19 protein-coding genes are annotated in these 15,859 nt (G+C 66.5%); 14 read left to right on the plus strand and 5 right to left on the minus strand.

Annotated elements, in window-relative coordinates:
• Positions 1 to 261 precede the first annotated feature (261 nt).
• From I8920_RS09455 to I8920_RS09520, 14 genes are all read left to right on the plus strand, one after another.
• Positions 262 to 537 carry a hypothetical protein gene (locus tag I8920_RS09455; RefSeq protein ID WP_198656123.1) on the plus strand — a complete coding sequence of 92 codons (276 nt, stop codon included), beginning with the start codon at positions 262 to 264 and terminating at the stop codon, positions 535 to 537.
• Positions 538 to 549: 12 nt separating this feature from the next.
• Positions 550 to 861: a hypothetical protein gene (locus I8920_RS09460; RefSeq protein ID WP_198656124.1), complete on the plus strand. Its 312-nt coding sequence runs from the start codon at positions 550 to 552 to the stop codon at positions 859 to 861.
• A complete protein-coding gene (locus I8920_RS09465) occupies positions 855 to 1,067 on the plus strand; it encodes a hypothetical protein (protein ID WP_198656125.1) in 213 nt (70 codons plus the stop codon). The genes I8920_RS09460 and I8920_RS09465 overlap by 7 nt, the downstream gene beginning before the upstream one ends.
• Positions 1,064 to 2,620, plus strand: coding sequence for a hypothetical protein (locus I8920_RS09470; RefSeq protein WP_198656126.1), 1,557 nt, complete (start codon positions 1,064 to 1,066; stop codon positions 2,618 to 2,620). The genes I8920_RS09465 and I8920_RS09470 overlap by 4 nt, the downstream gene beginning before the upstream one ends.
• An 86-nt stretch (positions 2,621 to 2,706) precedes the next feature.
• On the plus strand, positions 2,707 to 3,762 hold the full coding sequence (locus I8920_RS09475) for a phage portal protein (protein WP_198656127.1): 1,056 nt from the start codon (positions 2,707 to 2,709) through the stop codon (positions 3,760 to 3,762).
• A gap of 2 nt (positions 3,763 to 3,764) precedes the next feature.
• Positions 3,765 to 5,414 carry a hypothetical protein gene (locus I8920_RS09480; RefSeq protein WP_198656128.1) on the plus strand — a complete coding sequence of 550 codons (1,650 nt, stop codon included), beginning with the start codon at positions 3,765 to 3,767 and terminating at the stop codon, positions 5,412 to 5,414.
• Between the two features lie 77 nt (positions 5,415 to 5,491).
• A complete protein-coding gene (locus I8920_RS09485; protein WP_198656129.1) occupies positions 5,492 to 6,070 on the plus strand; it encodes a hypothetical protein in 579 nt (192 codons plus the stop codon).
• 41 nt (positions 6,071 to 6,111) lie between these two features.
• Positions 6,112 to 6,486 (plus strand): hypothetical protein, encoded by a 375-nt coding sequence (locus I8920_RS09490; protein WP_198656130.1) that lies wholly within the window; start codon positions 6,112 to 6,114, stop codon positions 6,484 to 6,486.
• Positions 6,487 to 6,490: 4 nt separating this feature from the next.
• Positions 6,491 to 6,904, plus strand: coding sequence for a hypothetical protein (locus tag I8920_RS09495; protein WP_198656131.1), 414 nt, complete (start codon positions 6,491 to 6,493; stop codon positions 6,902 to 6,904).
• Between the two features lie 20 nt (positions 6,905 to 6,924).
• Positions 6,925 to 7,443 carry a hypothetical protein gene (locus tag I8920_RS09500; RefSeq protein WP_198656132.1) on the plus strand — a complete coding sequence of 173 codons (519 nt, stop codon included), beginning with the start codon at positions 6,925 to 6,927 and terminating at the stop codon, positions 7,441 to 7,443.
• 9 nt (positions 7,444 to 7,452) lie between these two features.
• Positions 7,453 to 9,264, plus strand: coding sequence for a hypothetical protein (locus I8920_RS09505; RefSeq protein WP_198656133.1), 1,812 nt, complete (start codon positions 7,453 to 7,455; stop codon positions 9,262 to 9,264).
• 2 nt (positions 9,265 to 9,266) lie between these two features.
• Complete coding sequence (locus I8920_RS09510; RefSeq protein WP_198656134.1) at positions 9,267 to 9,620, plus strand: hypothetical protein; 354 nt, start codon at positions 9,267 to 9,269, stop codon at positions 9,618 to 9,620.
• Between the two features lies 1 nt (position 9,621).
• Entirely contained in the window at positions 9,622 to 11,346 is a 1,725-nt protein-coding gene (locus I8920_RS09515) for a carbohydrate binding domain-containing protein (RefSeq protein ID WP_198656135.1), read from the plus strand.
• 11 nt (positions 11,347 to 11,357) lie between these two features.
• Entirely contained in the window at positions 11,358 to 11,987 is a 630-nt protein-coding gene (locus I8920_RS09520) for a hypothetical protein (RefSeq protein WP_198656136.1), read from the plus strand.
• Between the two features lie 2 nt (positions 11,988 to 11,989).
• Here the strand turns inward: I8920_RS09520 and I8920_RS09525 are convergent, their stop codons facing one another.
• The 5 genes from I8920_RS09525 to I8920_RS09545 all read right to left on the minus strand — a co-directional run bounded on the left by I8920_RS09525 (position 11,990) and on the right by I8920_RS09545 (position 15,803).
• The gene (locus tag I8920_RS09525; protein WP_198656137.1) at positions 11,990 to 12,568 is read right to left on the minus strand and encodes a hypothetical protein; all 579 of its coding nucleotides are present in this window, start codon (positions 12,566 to 12,568) and stop codon (positions 11,990 to 11,992) included.
• Between the two features lie 2 nt (positions 12,569 to 12,570).
• Positions 12,571 to 13,392: a DNA-processing protein DprA gene (locus I8920_RS09530; protein ID WP_198656138.1), complete on the minus strand. Its 822-nt coding sequence runs from the start codon at positions 13,390 to 13,392 to the stop codon at positions 12,571 to 12,573.
• On the minus strand, positions 13,389 to 14,912 hold the full coding sequence (locus tag I8920_RS09535; RefSeq protein ID WP_198656139.1) for a YifB family Mg chelatase-like AAA ATPase: 1,524 nt from the start codon (positions 14,910 to 14,912) through the stop codon (positions 13,389 to 13,391). The genes I8920_RS09530 and I8920_RS09535 overlap by 4 nt, the downstream gene beginning before the upstream one ends.
• Complete coding sequence (locus I8920_RS09540) at positions 14,909 to 15,298, minus strand: YraN family protein (protein ID WP_198656140.1); 390 nt, start codon at positions 15,296 to 15,298, stop codon at positions 14,909 to 14,911. Before I8920_RS09540 ends, I8920_RS09535 begins: the two co-directional genes overlap by 4 nt.
• A 154-nt stretch (positions 15,299 to 15,452) precedes the next feature.
• Complete coding sequence (locus I8920_RS09545; protein WP_198656141.1) at positions 15,453 to 15,803, minus strand: histone-like nucleoid-structuring protein Lsr2; 351 nt, start codon at positions 15,801 to 15,803, stop codon at positions 15,453 to 15,455.
• Positions 15,804 to 15,859 lie beyond the last annotated feature (56 nt).

Raw genomic sequence — 15,859 nt, forward strand, 5'->3', positions numbered from 1 at the left:
CGAGATACTGCGGCGTTCGTAACAGTTCCGTTACCAAATGATTCGATTTCTGCAGCCGATCCGCCGATAGTAGGAGATGTAGGCGGGTGTTCCCGTCTTCTATCCCGGGCGAAGGAAAGGCTAAGAAATGTTTCGGCACATCATCGACATTCTCACTCCGCAGCGAGTGAAGGACGCACGTGCAGTCAGCCGTGCGAACCGTGTTCTGCATCTCGTGCTCACCGAGCGCCAGCAGTACCGCACCCACCAGAAGGACGCAGCATGAGCACCACTGACAACATCAACGCCACGATCAACTACACCGTGGGTCAGTCTCTCGACAACTACTCGCAGGAGGACTCCCTGGACCTCGTGCTGACCATGCTCCGTAAGCACGGCATCAGCCCGAAGTACTTCGAGTACGAGCCAGAGCGCGACGCACCGAAGCCCACCGTCCCTGACGTGGATGTCCTGGAAGAACGCCGCACGACTGAGTACGACTCGACCAAGGACGAGACCACGCTCTGCCTCCGACAGCTCATCAAGGGGTCCATCTAGTGGCGACTCGGCATGAGTGAGCACCACCGCACGACGAGCTGGAAGCTCATCCTCCGCACGACCAAGCCACGGGTCGCAGCAGCCCTCCCGGCACCGTGCGTCAACGGGTGTGGTCGCCTGGTCGAGCACGGCTCCACCTTCGACCTGGGACACATCGTGGACGTGGCAGCAGCCCGCCGCCTGGGCTGGACAGAGCAGCAGATCAACGACGCATCCAACCTGGGGCCGGCACACCCCAAGTGCAACCGCTCAGCCGGTGGCAAGGCAGGCCGCGCCATCCAGGTAGCAGCAAGCAAGCAGAAGCGGAGGCTCCCCTCGTGGTAGCTCGGAAGACCCTCACGACACTGGCCATCATCGCTGGTGCCCTCGTGCTCGCAGCCCTCGTGGTCATCACCTTCGCCACTCACTCCGGTGAGCGGACCGAAGACACCAGCAGCACGGTCGAGCAGTGCGCTGCCACGCTCCAGGCCGACTACCCCGACGAAGACCTTGCTGACCTCTGGTCGGCGTGCGAGGAGACGAGCAAGTGACGATGACCGCTTCTTTGACAGCAGCTTCGGAGTCCCCCGCCTTGGCAGCACATGTTTTCTATACCGAACGGTGGAATACCGTACGAGACTCCGGCATCCTCCCTCTCAACCAGTCGGAGTTGAACGAAGACCTGACCCTTCGAGAGGAGTTCCTGGAAGGTGCGCGGCTCCTGGGGGTGACCGGACGCAACAAGCACCCTCAGCCGCAGCAGCTCCGCCTCAGCGACGCCCTGAACGCTCGCTATCGGCGCGTGGCGATCCTGCTTCCCCGCCGCAGCGCGAAGTCCACCAGCATCTTCGCAGTGGCACTGGGGCGGTGTGCGAGTCGTGAGGACTACGCGGTCGCGTACACCCAGATGACCACGGGCCAGGATGCCCGCCGCCGCTTCCGGAAGGACGTCATCCAGGTCATGGAACGCCTCTTCCCGAACAAGGAGGAGAACCCGTGGAAGCTCTTCCGCGGCAGCGGCTCCGAGCGCATCGAGTTCGCAAACGGTTCCAGCATCTCCGTGCTCGTGCCCGAGGCCGATGCCTTCCGTGGTGACGCCTACGACATGGTGATCCTGGACGAGGCTGGAGCAGCAACGCCGGAGATGTCGGAGGACATCGTGCAGGGCCTCCTGCCGACGTTGGACACACGCCCGGGCGCGCAGCTCGTTATCGCCGGGACGGCTGCCGAGTACAGGCAGGGCAACATTCTCTGGGACTCCCTCCAGCGCGCTCGTGACGGGAAGACCGGAGCGGGCATCGTGGAGTACGCCAGCCCCGACGAGACCGACATGACCGAGCTGGACACATGGGAGGGCGCAAAGGCGCTGGTCCTCGCAGCGCACCCTGGCATCTCCACAGAGGCAGCACCGGACAATCTCACGGACCTGGACATCGCACAGGAGCGCTGGGAGGAGCTTTCGCACGGACAGTTCGCTCGTGAGTACTTGAGCCTCTTCGGCACCGAAGGCGCAGCGCAGTACTTCCTGGACCAGGGGCAGTGGCTGGCGCATGGCACGGATGACAAGCTCCCGGACATGCCCACGGACCGCACTGTCGGCCTCGCGGTCAGCGTGCACCCTGACCAGTCGTGCGCGGCGATCACGGCGGCATGGCGCGACGACAAGGGCCGTGCTTGCCTCCTCCTCGTGGACTACCGGTCCGGCACCGACTGGCTCGCGAAGCGCGCGAAGGAGCTGGCATCCAAGCTTCGCGCCACGGTCATCTACGACAACGCCGGTCCGGTCCTCGTGACGGTAGAAGCCCTGCAGCGCATGCGCCCGCGCCCGAAGCTGGCACCGCAGACCTGGGCTAACGTCAGCACCGCCGCAGCGCTCCTTGCCAAGGAGATCAGTGACGGACGCATCGTCCACTGGAATCAGCCGGAGCTGAACACCGCCGTGCAGCTCGTGACCAAGCGCGGGACGCCGACCAGCAACCGCTGGGCCTTCGGTCGCCGTGAACCGGGACACAGCATCATCGCCGCCGAAGGTGCGTCGCTCGCTCTCCGCTGGGCCGACGAGAACCCGAAGCGCGCAAACCTCCGCCCGAGCTTCGCAGCCTGATACAAGTAAAGAATTTGTAGCAAATATGCAGCTTCGCGAACCTGAGTATCCTTCGCAGATAGCACAAGCGCCGATACAATAGCGGCATGGGATTTCTGGACTGGCTTGGACTGAGCACGCAGCGCTCCAGCACCATCCTCCAGTCCACCAGCGTTGGCGTCTTGTCTCAGTACGCGGCACCCAGCGACCTGGGAACCATCGTCATCTCGGACGCTCTGGGCGTGCAGCTCCAAAACCTCCCAATGGGTCGCGGCGAAGCCATGAGCATTCCGTCCGTGGCGAAGGCGCAGCACCTTCTGACCAGCACCATCGCCCGCTTCCCGCTCCGTGCCATGGACGAGACCGGCGCGCTCGCAACGCAGCCGACGTGGCTCTACCGCAGCAACGGAGACGTGTCGCCGTACGCACGCATGGTCGCCACGGTCGATGACTTGATGTTCCACGGTCGGAGCCTCTGGCTCACCACCCGTGGTGCCTCGGGACAGATTCTGGAGGCCGAGTGGGTACCCATCGACCTCTGGCGTGTCCAGGACGGTGAGTTCTTCATCGAAGGACGGAAGACGCCGCTCCAGCGGGACGAGATGATCCTCCACTCCGTGCCGCTCTGGGATGGCCTCCTCAGCGTCGGAGCATCGAACCTCCGAGGGGCGAAGGACGTGGAGCGCGCATGGCAGGGCCGTGCCCGCAACCCCATCCCAGTCATGGTCCTGAAGGTCACTGACGACTCCAACCTCACTCAGGAGGAAGTGGACCAGTACGTCCAGGAGTGGTCTACCGCGCGCCGTGCAGAAGGCGGAGCCGTGGGCATGCTGCCCGCTGGTCTGGAGATGGAAGTCCACGGCGAAGTCAGCCCGGACCTCATGCTCCAGGGCCGCAACGCCGTCAAGACCGACGTCGCCAACTACACGAACGTTCCGACCACGCTCCTGGACGGCTCGCTGTCTGAAGCGTCGCTGACCTACACGACTAAGGAAGGCGAGCGGAACCTCTTCTACGACCTCTGCCTTCCGTACTGGATCGACCCGATCATGCAGCGCCTGAGCCAGGACGACTGCGTACCTCGCGGGACGCGCGTGCGCTTCGACATGTACGACGTCTACGCCCCGACGCCATCGCCCACTGGGCCGCTGGAGGAGGACTGACCATGACCGAAGTTGTCATCGATGCCGGAACGCTCACTGCGTCCGAGGAGGACCGCACCGTCACTGGCTTGCTGGTCCCCTACGGCGAAGACTGCCGCTCCAATCTCGGCAAGTTCAGCGTCGACCCCGGCGCATTCAAGCTCCCTCACCCGTCCGTGGTCGGCTTCAACGTCGAGCACGCGCGTGAGGACTCCGTGGGGCGCGCAACCGCGCTCCAGGAGACCCCGGAGGGCATCGTCGCGACGTTCTCCGTCGCCCCAGGTGAGGACGGCGACGCCGCCCTTGCTGACATCCGTTCCGGACGTCGGAAGCACCTGTCCGCCGAAGTGGCGCACGTCGTCATCAAGGCAGGCAAGGCAGTCGGCGGACGCCTGTTTGGAGGAGCCCTCGTGCAGACCCCAGCTTTCCCATCGGCAACGCTCCTCGCGGCTGCCGCAGACACCGAGGTTGAGCCGGTCCAGCCGGACGACCCCAAGGCAGAGACCGAGACCAAGACGGTCACGAACGCGGACGGCTCCCAGACCGTCACCGTGACCTCCACGCTCACCGAGACGGCGGCGGACGGCACCACGACCGTCACCAAGTCCGTGACCACCGAGACCATCGCCAAGCCGGAGGAGCAGCCCGCTCCCGAGGACCAGCCCAAGGAGGAGGCACCCGTGCCCACTGCAACCGCTCCGAGCACGCTTCAGGCCTCTGCTCCGAAGATCGAAGAGACGAAGGCGGCAACGGTCTTCGAGGCCATCCGCAACGCCAGCGTCAACCGCGCATCGTCCGACCAGGAGACCCTGCTCGCAGCTCTCGCGGACATCAAGACCTCTGGCACGGGTGCCCTTCCCGTCGATGGCGTCGTGCAGCCCGCATGGCTGGGTGAGGTCTGGAGCGCTCGCGCCTACGACCGCAAGTTCTGGCCTCTGGTCAAGAACGGCAACCTCACGAACCAGTTCGAGAAGGGCTTCAAGCTGGACCAGGGCACCGCCATCGTGCAGCCCTACGCCGGTAACAAGGCCAACGTCCCGACCGGCACCGGTTCGACTTCTCTCGTGGACAGCGTGTTCCAGCGCTGGGCGGTCGCCGTGGACATCGCGCGTGAGTTCTACGACGTGCCCGGAAACAACGAGGTCATTGAGGCCTTCGTGAAGGGCATCTTCAACTCCTACGCCAAGGAGACCGACCGTTGGGCGCTGGAGCAGTTCTTCGCTGCCGCTGGCACCCAGGTGGACGCTGACACCTTCCCGGCTCAGTACAACCCGAGCATCGGCAAGGTCCTGCAGGTCCTGGACGTCATCAACGACAGCGACACGGACGCCACGTCCATCGTCGTCGCCCGTGACGTCTTCAAGGAGCTGATGTACACCCCGAAGGACCTCATCCCCGAGTACATCTCGCTGAGCTTCGGCACGAAGGGTGAGGGCACCGGCGACGGCATCACCATCCTTCGCGACAAGTTCGACGTGCTGGGCGACGGTCAGGTCCTGGGTCTCTCCAGCGAGGCCGCTCACCTGAACGAGCTGTCCGGTGGTTCGCCTCTCACGGTGGACGCACTCGACATCGCTCGTGGCGGCATCGACAAGGGCGTCCACGGCTACACGCAGTTCATGACCGAGTACGCGGATGGCCTCGTGCTCATCGGTGACAAGGCCGCTGGCTGACCAAGCTGCACCACCCCGGGGGCCGGTCATGACTGACCTGGCCGGCCCCTGGATCAACTTCTAGAGAGGAGGCAGCCATGGCCGCTTTCATCGCGGGTGACCAGCCGGTTGCCGACTTCGATTACGACAAGCCAGACGAGCTGCCCCAGCAGGGCACTACGTCGCTGGAAGTCGTAGGGCAGACGCTCCCGACTGAGCAGACCGTGGACGCCTTCGTTGGCTCCTGGTCGGACCTCACGCTTCCCGAGGTCGGCACCTACAAGGTGTTCGGCGTCGTGACCAAGGACGGACGTTCGCAGCGCTCCTTGGTTGACACCCTCGTGGTTGTCGACCCGGACGACGAGTGGCACAACGTCATCACGGCCCGCCTGGAGTGGGACGGTGCCCCGGATCAGGACGGCACGCTCCAGCGCCTCCTCAGCGTCGCTCGCGATCAGGTCGAGGCGTACGCCCCGGAGCTTCCGGACGGCGCAGCGATCCCGGAGCGCTACCGGGCTGGCCAGCTCATGCAGGCCCGCAACACCTTCAACGCCTCCATCACGAACGGGGACAACAGCGTGGACTTGGGCGGCGGCCTCGTCATTAGCCCGCGCCCACTGGACTGGGCCGTGAAGCAGCTCCTCCGTCCCGCCCGAGCGAAGAAGGCGGTCGGCTGATGCCTACTCGAAAGAAGCCGACCCGCTACCGGGGCTGGGTCATGCAGAGCTTGAAGCCACTGCTGCCTCGCGGGTGGGACCTCATCCCCTACTCGCGGACGCCGGAGTCCATCGAGAAGACCACCGTCATTGTCGGCCTTCAGAACATCACTCGACTTCCCGAGGCACCCATGTCCTCGCACGTCACCGAGTACGTCGTCACCGTCGTCAGCCCGGTCTCAGACCTCGCGCAGGCAGACGCAGACCTGGATGACGACATCGCTGACTTGCTCCACGCCATCGACAACGCCCGGGACGACAAGGGCTTCCCTGTCCTCGGGTGGACTCGTGCAGAGCGCAGGGTCTACGGCGATTTCAACTTGGCCTTCGACATCACCGTCTCGGTCATCACCACCAGCACCCCAACCAAGGAGTAGAGCCATGGCTCAGGTATCCGTATCGCCCTTCATGATGTCCAACGCCTCCTTCAAGGTGGCCGCTGACAACTACGAAGCATCCGTATCGTCCGTCGAGTTCGCTCCCACGTCGGCTCAGGCCACGTGGAAGGGTCTGACTCCCGAGTCGGTCTTCACCTTCGCGCAGTCGCCCACCTGGGTCGCCAACGTCGCGTACGCCCAGGACTGGGAGAACGAGGACAGCCTCAGCCGCTACCTCTTCGACCACTCCGGCGAGACCATCGACGTCGAGTTCAGCCCGGTCAAGGGTGGCGCGACCATCTACGCCACCGTCATCATCGTGCCCGGTTCGATCGGTGGAGCGGTTGACGCCGTTGCCGCCGCCACGGTCGCACTGGGTGTCGTCGGCAAGCCGTCCTTCACGGCTCCGACTGCCTGAGCTTGGGGGGGTGCTTCAGGATGGCCGGTAGTGGTCGGATCAGTGTCTTCGCATCGAAGGACCTCCGGACGCTTCTCGGTCTCCTGAAGCAGGTCCCCAAGGACATCCAGAAGAACGTCCGCGCCTACACGAAGGCCGACGCTCAGCCCATCTGGCAGTCCGAAGTCCAGAGCCGGGTGCAGTCCCGTCTGGACCAGCGCGTCCTGGGGAACACCGCTCGAGTCCGGGTCTCCAATCAGAACGTCCTCTTGGAGTCGGCCCGCATCGGCAAGAGCCTTCAGCACGGCGTGAAGCCATCTCAGCTCTCCGGTGGCGTCGAGTTCGGCGCGAACCGCGACGAGCGCATGACGTACATGACCACTTCCAAGCGGGGCAAGCGCTACGCCGCCACCCGGCACACGAAGCGCCAGCTCCCGTCCCGCAACACCAATGGGCGGATCATCTTCCCGTCCAGCCGCAAGTCCGTTCCCCGTCTGGCATCGCTCTGGTACCAGACCTCCATGCGAACGCTTCTCGACGCGTTCGACAAGGCCAAGTAGGAGGCCCCAGTGGCTGGTGGATTCAGCATCGGCGTAGCTGCCGACACCCGCGCCTTCGAGTCGGCAGTCAAGTCCGGCATCATCGACCCGCTGGACGACGCTCAGGACGCCCTGGAGGACTTGGGGAAGTCCGGCGAGAAGGCCGGTAACGGTCTCTCCGACTCGACCAAGGACGCGGAGAAGAGTCTCGGCAAGCTGGGCCGTGAGGCCAAGGACGCCGGGAACGATGTAGAGCGCGGCATGAGGGACGCCGAGCGCGCCACCGACAAGCTCGGCAAGGCGGGCAAGGAAGCCGGGGATGACCTGGAAGCCGGTCTGAAGGACGCGCAGCGCCAGACCAACCTGACAGCCGACGACTACAAGGCCATGACCGCCAAGATCAAGGCGGAGACGGCGAAGCTGAAGAGCGAGGGCAAGGAGGCCTTCAACCCCGCAGCCGAGTCCAGCAAGGCGTTCAAGGACGAGGCAGTCTCCAACCTGTCTGAAGTTGCGTCCTCCTTCGACGGCTCCGCGCAGAGCATCACGGACCTGTTCCAGGGCACTTTGGGCGGCATCATCACCGAGCTGGGTCCGCTGGGCCTCGTGGCCGGTACCGCAGCCGCTGCCGGCATCGGCATCATCGGCGCTGCCTTCGCGCAGTCGGGTGAGGACGCCGAGGCGTTCAAGGAGCGCGTCAAGTCCATGACCGACGAGCTGGTCTCCGAGTTCGCGGACTCCGGCGACGCAATCTCGACCCTGGACCGGAAGCTCCGTGAGTGGGCCTCCGACACCGAGAAGTACGGCCTCAGCCTCGCTCAGCTCCAGAAGGACGCGAAGAGCGTCGACCGGTCCTTTAAGGACTGGGCGCAGACCATCGCTGGAGGCACGACCAAGGAGCTGAAGAAGCTCCAGAGCCAGGTGGAGGACACCGAGGCCGAGCAGCGCCGTCTGGCTGCCTCCGTGGACACCACGGCGGGAGCAGACCGTTCCGCATCGCGGGAGGCTGGCAAGAAGGCCGAGACCCTGCAGAAGGACGTCCTCCCGGCGATCAAGCAGCAGATCGAAGCGAACCAGAACGCCAAGGACGCAGAGGAGGCGCTGGCCGCTGCCAACGGCAAGTCCGTCAAGGAGTACCGACGCTACGTCGAAGCGCAGAACGAGGCCAAGGAGGCCAACGACAGCTTCGCGGACTCCATGCAGTCGCTGGCCGAGCAGAGCGCCGAGTCCACGTCGGACATCCTGGACAACTCTTCGTTGAGCGCTGAGAAGTACATCCGGGACATGGGCAAGCGTCAGGCAGCCGATGGCCAGTACTACGCGAACCTCTCTGCGGTCGGCAAGGAAGTCCCGAGCGACGTCCTCAACTTCCTGAAGGAGCAGGGCGACGCCTTCTCCAACGAGCTGGCTACCTACCTCTCCGCAACGCCCGAACAGCAGGCAACCATCCTGGAGGGCTGGAAGAAGGCCGCTGGCTCCGGAACCGACATCGAAGGCCCCACGGTCAAGGCCAAGGGCGACACGTCCGACGTCGACAAGAAGACGGACGAGAAGTCCAAGGAGACCAAGGCCGGTCCCACGTCGAAGCTGAAGGCAGATGCCAAGGACGTCGACAAGACCACCGCAGCGAAGGGCCGTGAGAAGAAGGACGGCCCCACGCTGAAGTTCGGGGTCGATGACGACGCCGTAGAGAAGGCGCTGGCTCGGTACAAGAACAAGTCCGTGACTGGCCCCACGATCAAGTTCGGAGTCGACACGTCTGCCGTGGACAACGCAGCGGCGCGCATCCGAAACAACCCCATCATGCAGACCGTGAACCAGAAGCTCGGAAAGCGGGTGGCGTAGCCATGTCCACGATCATCACGTCCTCTGACAGCACCCAGACCGCGCCGCTCCTCGTGGACGGTTGGGAGGAGTCCGCCGAAGGAAAGAACATCGTCAACCCGATCATGGGCGGCGGCGTGGACGTCACGCTCCAGGCGGCAAGCAAGCGCACCGGTTCGTTCGTTCTCGTGTACACCGACGAGTCCGACGCTCAGGCTGCCTTCGAGATGCACCGCAAGGCCGCTGTTTTTACGCTCAGCGACAGTGAGCGCCCGAGCGTCGCTATGACCTACGTGCTCGCTGGCGATCTCACCCGCGCTCTGGACGACGAGTCCCGTGAGTTCTGGCTGGTCACCGTCAACTTCCAGGAGGTATGACATGGCGATCCTTTCTGACGTGACGTGCACCGTGAAGGTCGGAAGCACCGCGCTCGACGTTGCCGAGGATGCCGTCACGCTCACCTTCGATGAGGGCAACAGCCCATGGATGACGGCGACCGCTGTCGTCGTGCGCCCCGCAGACGCCACGCTGGCGCTCCTGGAGCCGGTGGCGAAGTCCACCATCGTCCTGACGTTCAACGTGGCAGGGGTGCCGCTGGCACTGTCCTTCCAGGTCATCGACTGGGGCTTCAGCCCGGATGAGGACCGCGTCGCGCTCGCGCTCGCATCGTCGGAGTACACGCTCCAGACATACGCACCGCCCTCCAACATCAACTACAACACCACGGACCAGGGCAGCCTTCGTGGCCTCTGCCAGAAGGTCCTCACGAAGGCTATGGGGAAGACCACGACAGTCACGGTTGGGTCCGGTGCAGACGTCGCACTCCCGACCACGCGGGACGTCACTAACTACATTCCGGGCGGCAGCTTCGAGACCTCTACTGGCCTCTGGACGGGTATCGGAGCCACGGTCACCCTCGTGACCGGCTGGAAGCAGTTCGGCAGCTACTCCTTGAAGATCACACCCAACAGCTCCTCCACGCAGAGCTGGGCCTCTGTCGTCGTGCCCGTGGCAGCCGGTGGCACCTACACGCTGTCCGCGTACGTCCGAGTCCAGGCCGTACAGACCGGCACGCCTCAGAGTTCGGCACGCACCTTCCAGGCAGTCGCGACGTTCCAGGACGGCACCGCCGTCAGCAACGTCATCATCGGGCGCAGCGACCAGGCCCCCAACACGGGCTTCACCACCACCCGGGTGAGCATGACCTTCACCGTGCCGCAGAACGCCACCAGCGTCGCCGTGCGTCTGGTGAACGGTGCCTCCAACTTCGCGGACAACTCCATCTACGTCGATGGCGTCCTCCTCGTGGAAGGGAACGGCAAGGACACCAACGGCACGGTCATGGACTACTTCGACGGCGACGTCACGGACACCGCCCTGTACCGCTACGACTGGACGGGAGACGCTGGCCTGAGCACCGCAACCCGCACCGCACTGGGTGCCGATGAGGACTCCTTGCTCTGGACCGCGGGGACCACGGCTGACGAGTTTCTTCGCCCTGTCGTGGAGGCAGCGGGCTTCCGTCTGTTCCAGAACGAGACCGGGGCATGGCTCCTTGCGAACGCGGACTACGCCGTCCCTGGGGATGTGGCTTTGCGCGCCGGATCGAACCTCTACGAGGGCAGCGAGACCACCAGCGTGCAGGCCGAGGACGTGGACGGCTTCCCACTCAACGCGGACTCCGTGATCGTGAAGTACTCCTGGACCGACTACCTGGGGAACGAGCGCTCCGCAGTCGATGTCGCAGCTCCCACCGGCTCCACGCGCCCCTACGTGTTGGAGAAGGACGGCACACCGTTCCCCGGCAAGGGGCAGGCTGCCTACCTCTTGAAGCGCCTCCAGGCTCGCACGCGGCTCATCGAGACCACCGGTCGCCCGGACTGGTCGGCTCGCCCCGGCATGGGCGCAACCGTGGTCCTTCCGAACCGCCCACTCGCGACCGGATACGTCGAGGCCCTGACCTTCGACTACGCCACCCGGACCATGGCCCTCAGCACCAAGGGCCTCGTCACCACCCCGTCCTCCGCTTGGAGTCAGCTTGCCGCTGGCGTCGCGTGGAGCGCATCCCCTGTCGGCGGCTCGTGGGCCGCAGAGACCGTCTGAGAGGACACATCATGGCAATTGGCGACGCAGCCGCAGCAGCGGGCCTCGCGACCTGGACCAGCACCCAGGACCGACGTCTCGGGTACCAGAACGACAATCAGCGGGGTGACGAGCTGGCAGCCGCCCTGGCGCGCATCAAGACCTTGGAAGGCGTGTCCATCGGCGTCCCGAAGTTCTCGGTCGCCAAGAGCACCAACGGACAGACGGTCCAGTCGGGCAACCCCACGTTCTTCACGTCCGCAGCGTGGGGAAGCCCGGTCCTGAACAAGGGCGGTTGGGGCTGGAGTGGAGGCGTGCTCACGGTGCCGAAGACCGGCGTCTACATGGTGGTCGCAAGCATGAAGCTGGCACCTACGGACTTCTACTCGCAGTACGTCGGCGTGACCCGCAACGTGTCCAATCCCGCCAACCTCACGGCCGGTGCCTTCATTGCCCGTGGCGTCGTCTACCCCGGCGACCGCGCGTCGAACCAGTCCAGCAGTGTCGGACCGTCCATCACGGCGACCCGGCTCCTCGTGGCGCTCAACCAGGGTGACGAGCTTCGGGTCGCTGGGTACCAGACGAACTACGGCGCGAACACGGTCGGCGTCGATGAGGGCGCGACGTCCCTCACCTTCGAGGTCATCCTGCAGGACCTCTAGAGCTACCTGAAGGTCTGGACGATCGTTGCGATGGCAGCGAGAACACCGAGGACGGTGGCGATGGCGGTCCAGGCCTTCCGAGTACGAGTCCACCGGGGCCGTGCAGTGCTCGCATCCGACGTTTCCATGGGCAAGGGAGACGGCTCCACCTTGATTTCGTAAGGAACGGTCTTCGGCTCCGGAGATGTCAGAGGCTTCATCATGCGGTCGAAACGAGAGGCAAGACCAGAGACGAGGCCCTCGTCACCGCTACTGAACTGCACCAGGATGTCGGTGTCGTGGTCCCACATGCTGAGACCGACCGTGTGTTTGCCGACATGGCCAAGCCGAAGCATGACGAGCGTCAGGTTTGAGGTCAGGTGGTCCTCCCGCATCTCACGTTCCGCTTGGGCGAGGGTTTCGGTCGATACGTCCGCACCTTCGTGGGTCGTGATTCGTACGCCTTCTTCAAGGGGAAGCGCGCCTGTCGCATGAGTCCGGAGCACCTTCCGGGCTTCAGCATCGAGCGCCCGGAACGCGTCGAGGCGCTTTGACGAGTCATCGAAGGAGTAGCGCCTCTCGGGCGTGTACGTGCGAGCCACGCTCAGATCCTAACCGGACGCATCGACTTGACATTCTGGGCGAGGAAGCGCCACCGCGTCGGTCGCGTCCCCGGTGCCGACTCGGCGAGCAGCGCACCCTGCCGCGCCACGTTGTGGAGCAGCTGCGCGTTCCCCGCCGGGTAGAGCTGGTCGATGCCCCCGGCCAGGACCGCCACCGTGGGCGTCCCGGCGGCGATGGTGACCCGGTGCGCCACTGCGTCGATGCCGTACGCGCCCCCGCTGACGATGGTGCACCCGGCGTCGGCTGCGGTCGACGTGATCTCCGCCGCGGCTTCGGCCCCGGCGACCGTGTTCGCTCGCGATCCCACGACGCCGAGTGCCGGAGCACCGCCACCGAGCTGCGCTGCCGCACTGCGCGCCCAGAGGACCACCGGGGCGTGCGGCCCGAGGTCGTCCATCGCCGAGGGCCACTCGTCGCTCTCGGGGACCAGCAGACCGGCACCGACCGCGCCGGCCGCGGCGAGGACGTCCCCCACGTTGATCGTGGACAGCCGGGGCGTCCACCGTTCCACCGCGGCCTTGAGCCCGTGGAGCAGCGCCGCGGGGTCCTCGGCGCCCGCCACCTCTGCCTCGACACATCGCCCCAGGAGCGTGTCGAACCCGTCGTCCGCCGCGAGCAGCACGGCGCCGAGCGCGCGCTCCGGGCCGAGTCCGCTGAGGAGCTCGCCCGCGACGGAGTCCCCCGGCTCGACGACGGCCGACCACGCGACCCTCGCGGCGGCCTGCGCCGGGTCCACCGCGCCACCGCTCCGACCGAGCAGCCGCACGACGGCGTCGAGGAGCTCCGTGCCCACCGGGGTCACAGCGCGCTCCGCAGCGCCAGGGCACCACGCACGTGGGCTCCGGTGGGGCGGTCGGCCGCGTCCAGGTCGGCCAGCGTCCACGCCAGACGCATCACCCGGTCCCAGCCACGCATGGTGAGCGTGCCGAGGTCGAGGGCGTGGTCGAGGTCCGCGGTCGACCCCGGTTCGATGCGTCCCTCGGCGCGGAGCCACGTCCCGGTGACCTCCGCGTTGCGCGACCAGCCGGTCCCCCGCAGCCGCTCGGCCATCCGCGCCCGGGCCGCCGCGACCGCCGCTCGTGCGTCCGCTGTCGTCGGGGTGCTGTCGTCTGCCCCGCGCATCCGCCCGGTCGTCACGCGGGGCACGAGCACCCGGATGTCCATCCGGTCGAGCAGCGGGCCGGACATCCGACCGAGGTAGCGGCGGACGGTGCTCGCGGAGCACTCGCACGGCTGCCCGTGGGCGCCACCGGCGTTGCCGCACGGGCAGGGGTTCGCCGCGAGCACGACCTGGCAGCGTGCGGGGAACTCGGCGGCACCGGCCGCCCGGTGGATCGTGATGCGACCGGACTCGAGCGGTTGCCGGAGCGCGTCGAGCACGGCCCGCGGGAACTCCGGCGCCTCGTCGAGGAACAGGACGCCCCCGGTGGCACGCGACACGGCTCCCGGGCGGAGCACCCCGGAGCCGCCGCCGATCAACGCCACGGCGGACGCGGAGTGGTGCGGTGCCTCCCACGGGGGCTTCGTGCTCCACGAGGCCGGTCCGAGGCCCGCGACCGAGCGCACCGCGGCGACCTCGAGCGCGGTCGCGTCGTCGAGGTCGGGCAGCAGCCCGGGCAACCGTTCGGCGAGCATCGTCTTGCCTGCTCCCGGTGGGCCGAGCAGCAGCGCGTGGTGCCCGCCCGCCGCCGCGGCGACGATCGCGCGCACGCCGACCGGGTTGCCGATCACGTCCGACAGCTCGGCGACGGGTCGTGGAACCACGGGCACCGGGGCCGGGAGCACGGGGTCCACCTCGACCGGCGGCAGGAGTGCCCCGGCGTCGATCGCTGCAGCGCGCAACGAGTCCACACCCCGGACCGGGACGTCGGACACCACCCGGGCCTCCTCGAGGTTGCCGACCGGCAGGACGACGCGGTCTGCGCCGGCGTCGCGGGCGGCGAGCAGCATCGGGATCACCCCGGGGACGGGCCGGACGCGTCCGTCGAGCCCGAGCTCGCCGATGTAGACGATCCGCTCGGATGCCTGCGGCGCGAGACCGGCACCGGCCAGCACCGCCATCGCGATCGCCAGGTCGAAGCCGGACCCCCGCTTCGGGATGGCTGCCGGCGTGAGGTTCACGGTGATCCGGCGGGCGGGCAGCGGGCACCCGGCGTTGGCGGCGGCGGCACGGACCCGCTCACGTGCCTCGCCCAGCGAGGTGTCCGGCAGCCCGATGATGGTGAAGGCGGGGAGCTGGCTGGTCAGGTGCGCCTCGACCTCGATGCGCCTGCCGGTGACGCCGAGCAGCGCGACGGCCGCCGCCCGGCCGATGTCCGTCACAGCACACCCGGCAGGTGCTCGACGACGGTGCGTTCGCCGTCGACGTGCACCGCCACGGCGTCGATCCGCACCGATCGGGCAGAGACCCGGGGATGCGCGTCGAACCACTCGGGCACGAGCCGCCGCATGCGGGCCAGTTTCGTCGCGGTGATCGCCTCGAACGGGTGCCCGGTCGACGTGCCGGAGCGTGTCTTCACCTCGATGAACGCGAGCGTGCAGGAATCCCAGGCGATGATGTCGATCTCACCGCGTGCACATCGCCAATTCCGTTCGAGCACACGGAATCCCCGTGCTTCCAACCAGGCGACCGCCCGTTCCTCGCCGAACCGTCCGAGTCGCCCGTTCCGCAGTGATCCTCCGGTCGAGCCGTGCGATTGTCGTTCCATGTCGTTGCCTCCACGGCAACGATCCCGTCCGAGTCAGCGACTCGGTGCGCCGTGCCGGGATCTGTGGAGACCATCGTTCCGGCTCGGCGCTGTGCAGGAATGACGAAGGACCCGGGCGATCGGAATCACCCGGGTCCTTCCTGGTCACTGCGACTCAGTGTGCTGCTGCGTACGCTTCCTGCACCTGCGTCGAGATGCGTCCACGCGACGAGACCTCGTAGCCGTTCTCCTTGGCCCATTCGCGGATCTTCCCGAGCTCCTCGGAGTTCCCACGCTTGGGGGCGGACTTCGGAGCGGAACCGCCACCGGTCCGACGGCCGGAGACCTTGCGGGCCGCGGCGATGTAGTCGGAGAGCGCCTCGCGGAACTTGTCGACGTTGTCGTTCGACAGGTCGATCTCGTACGACGAGCCGTCGAATGCGAATTCGACGGTCCGGCCTTCACCGCTGGTGATGGGGGAATCATCGAGATCGTCGACGAGCTGGACGGTGACCTTCTGTGCCATGGAGTGCTCCTGTTCGTGGGGCGGGAAATCCCCACCAGAATAGCGCGGTCAATTGC

This window comes from Curtobacterium sp. YC1 (assembly GCF_016267665.1).
Taxonomy (GTDB): domain Bacteria; phylum Actinomycetota; class Actinomycetes; order Actinomycetales; family Microbacteriaceae; genus Curtobacterium.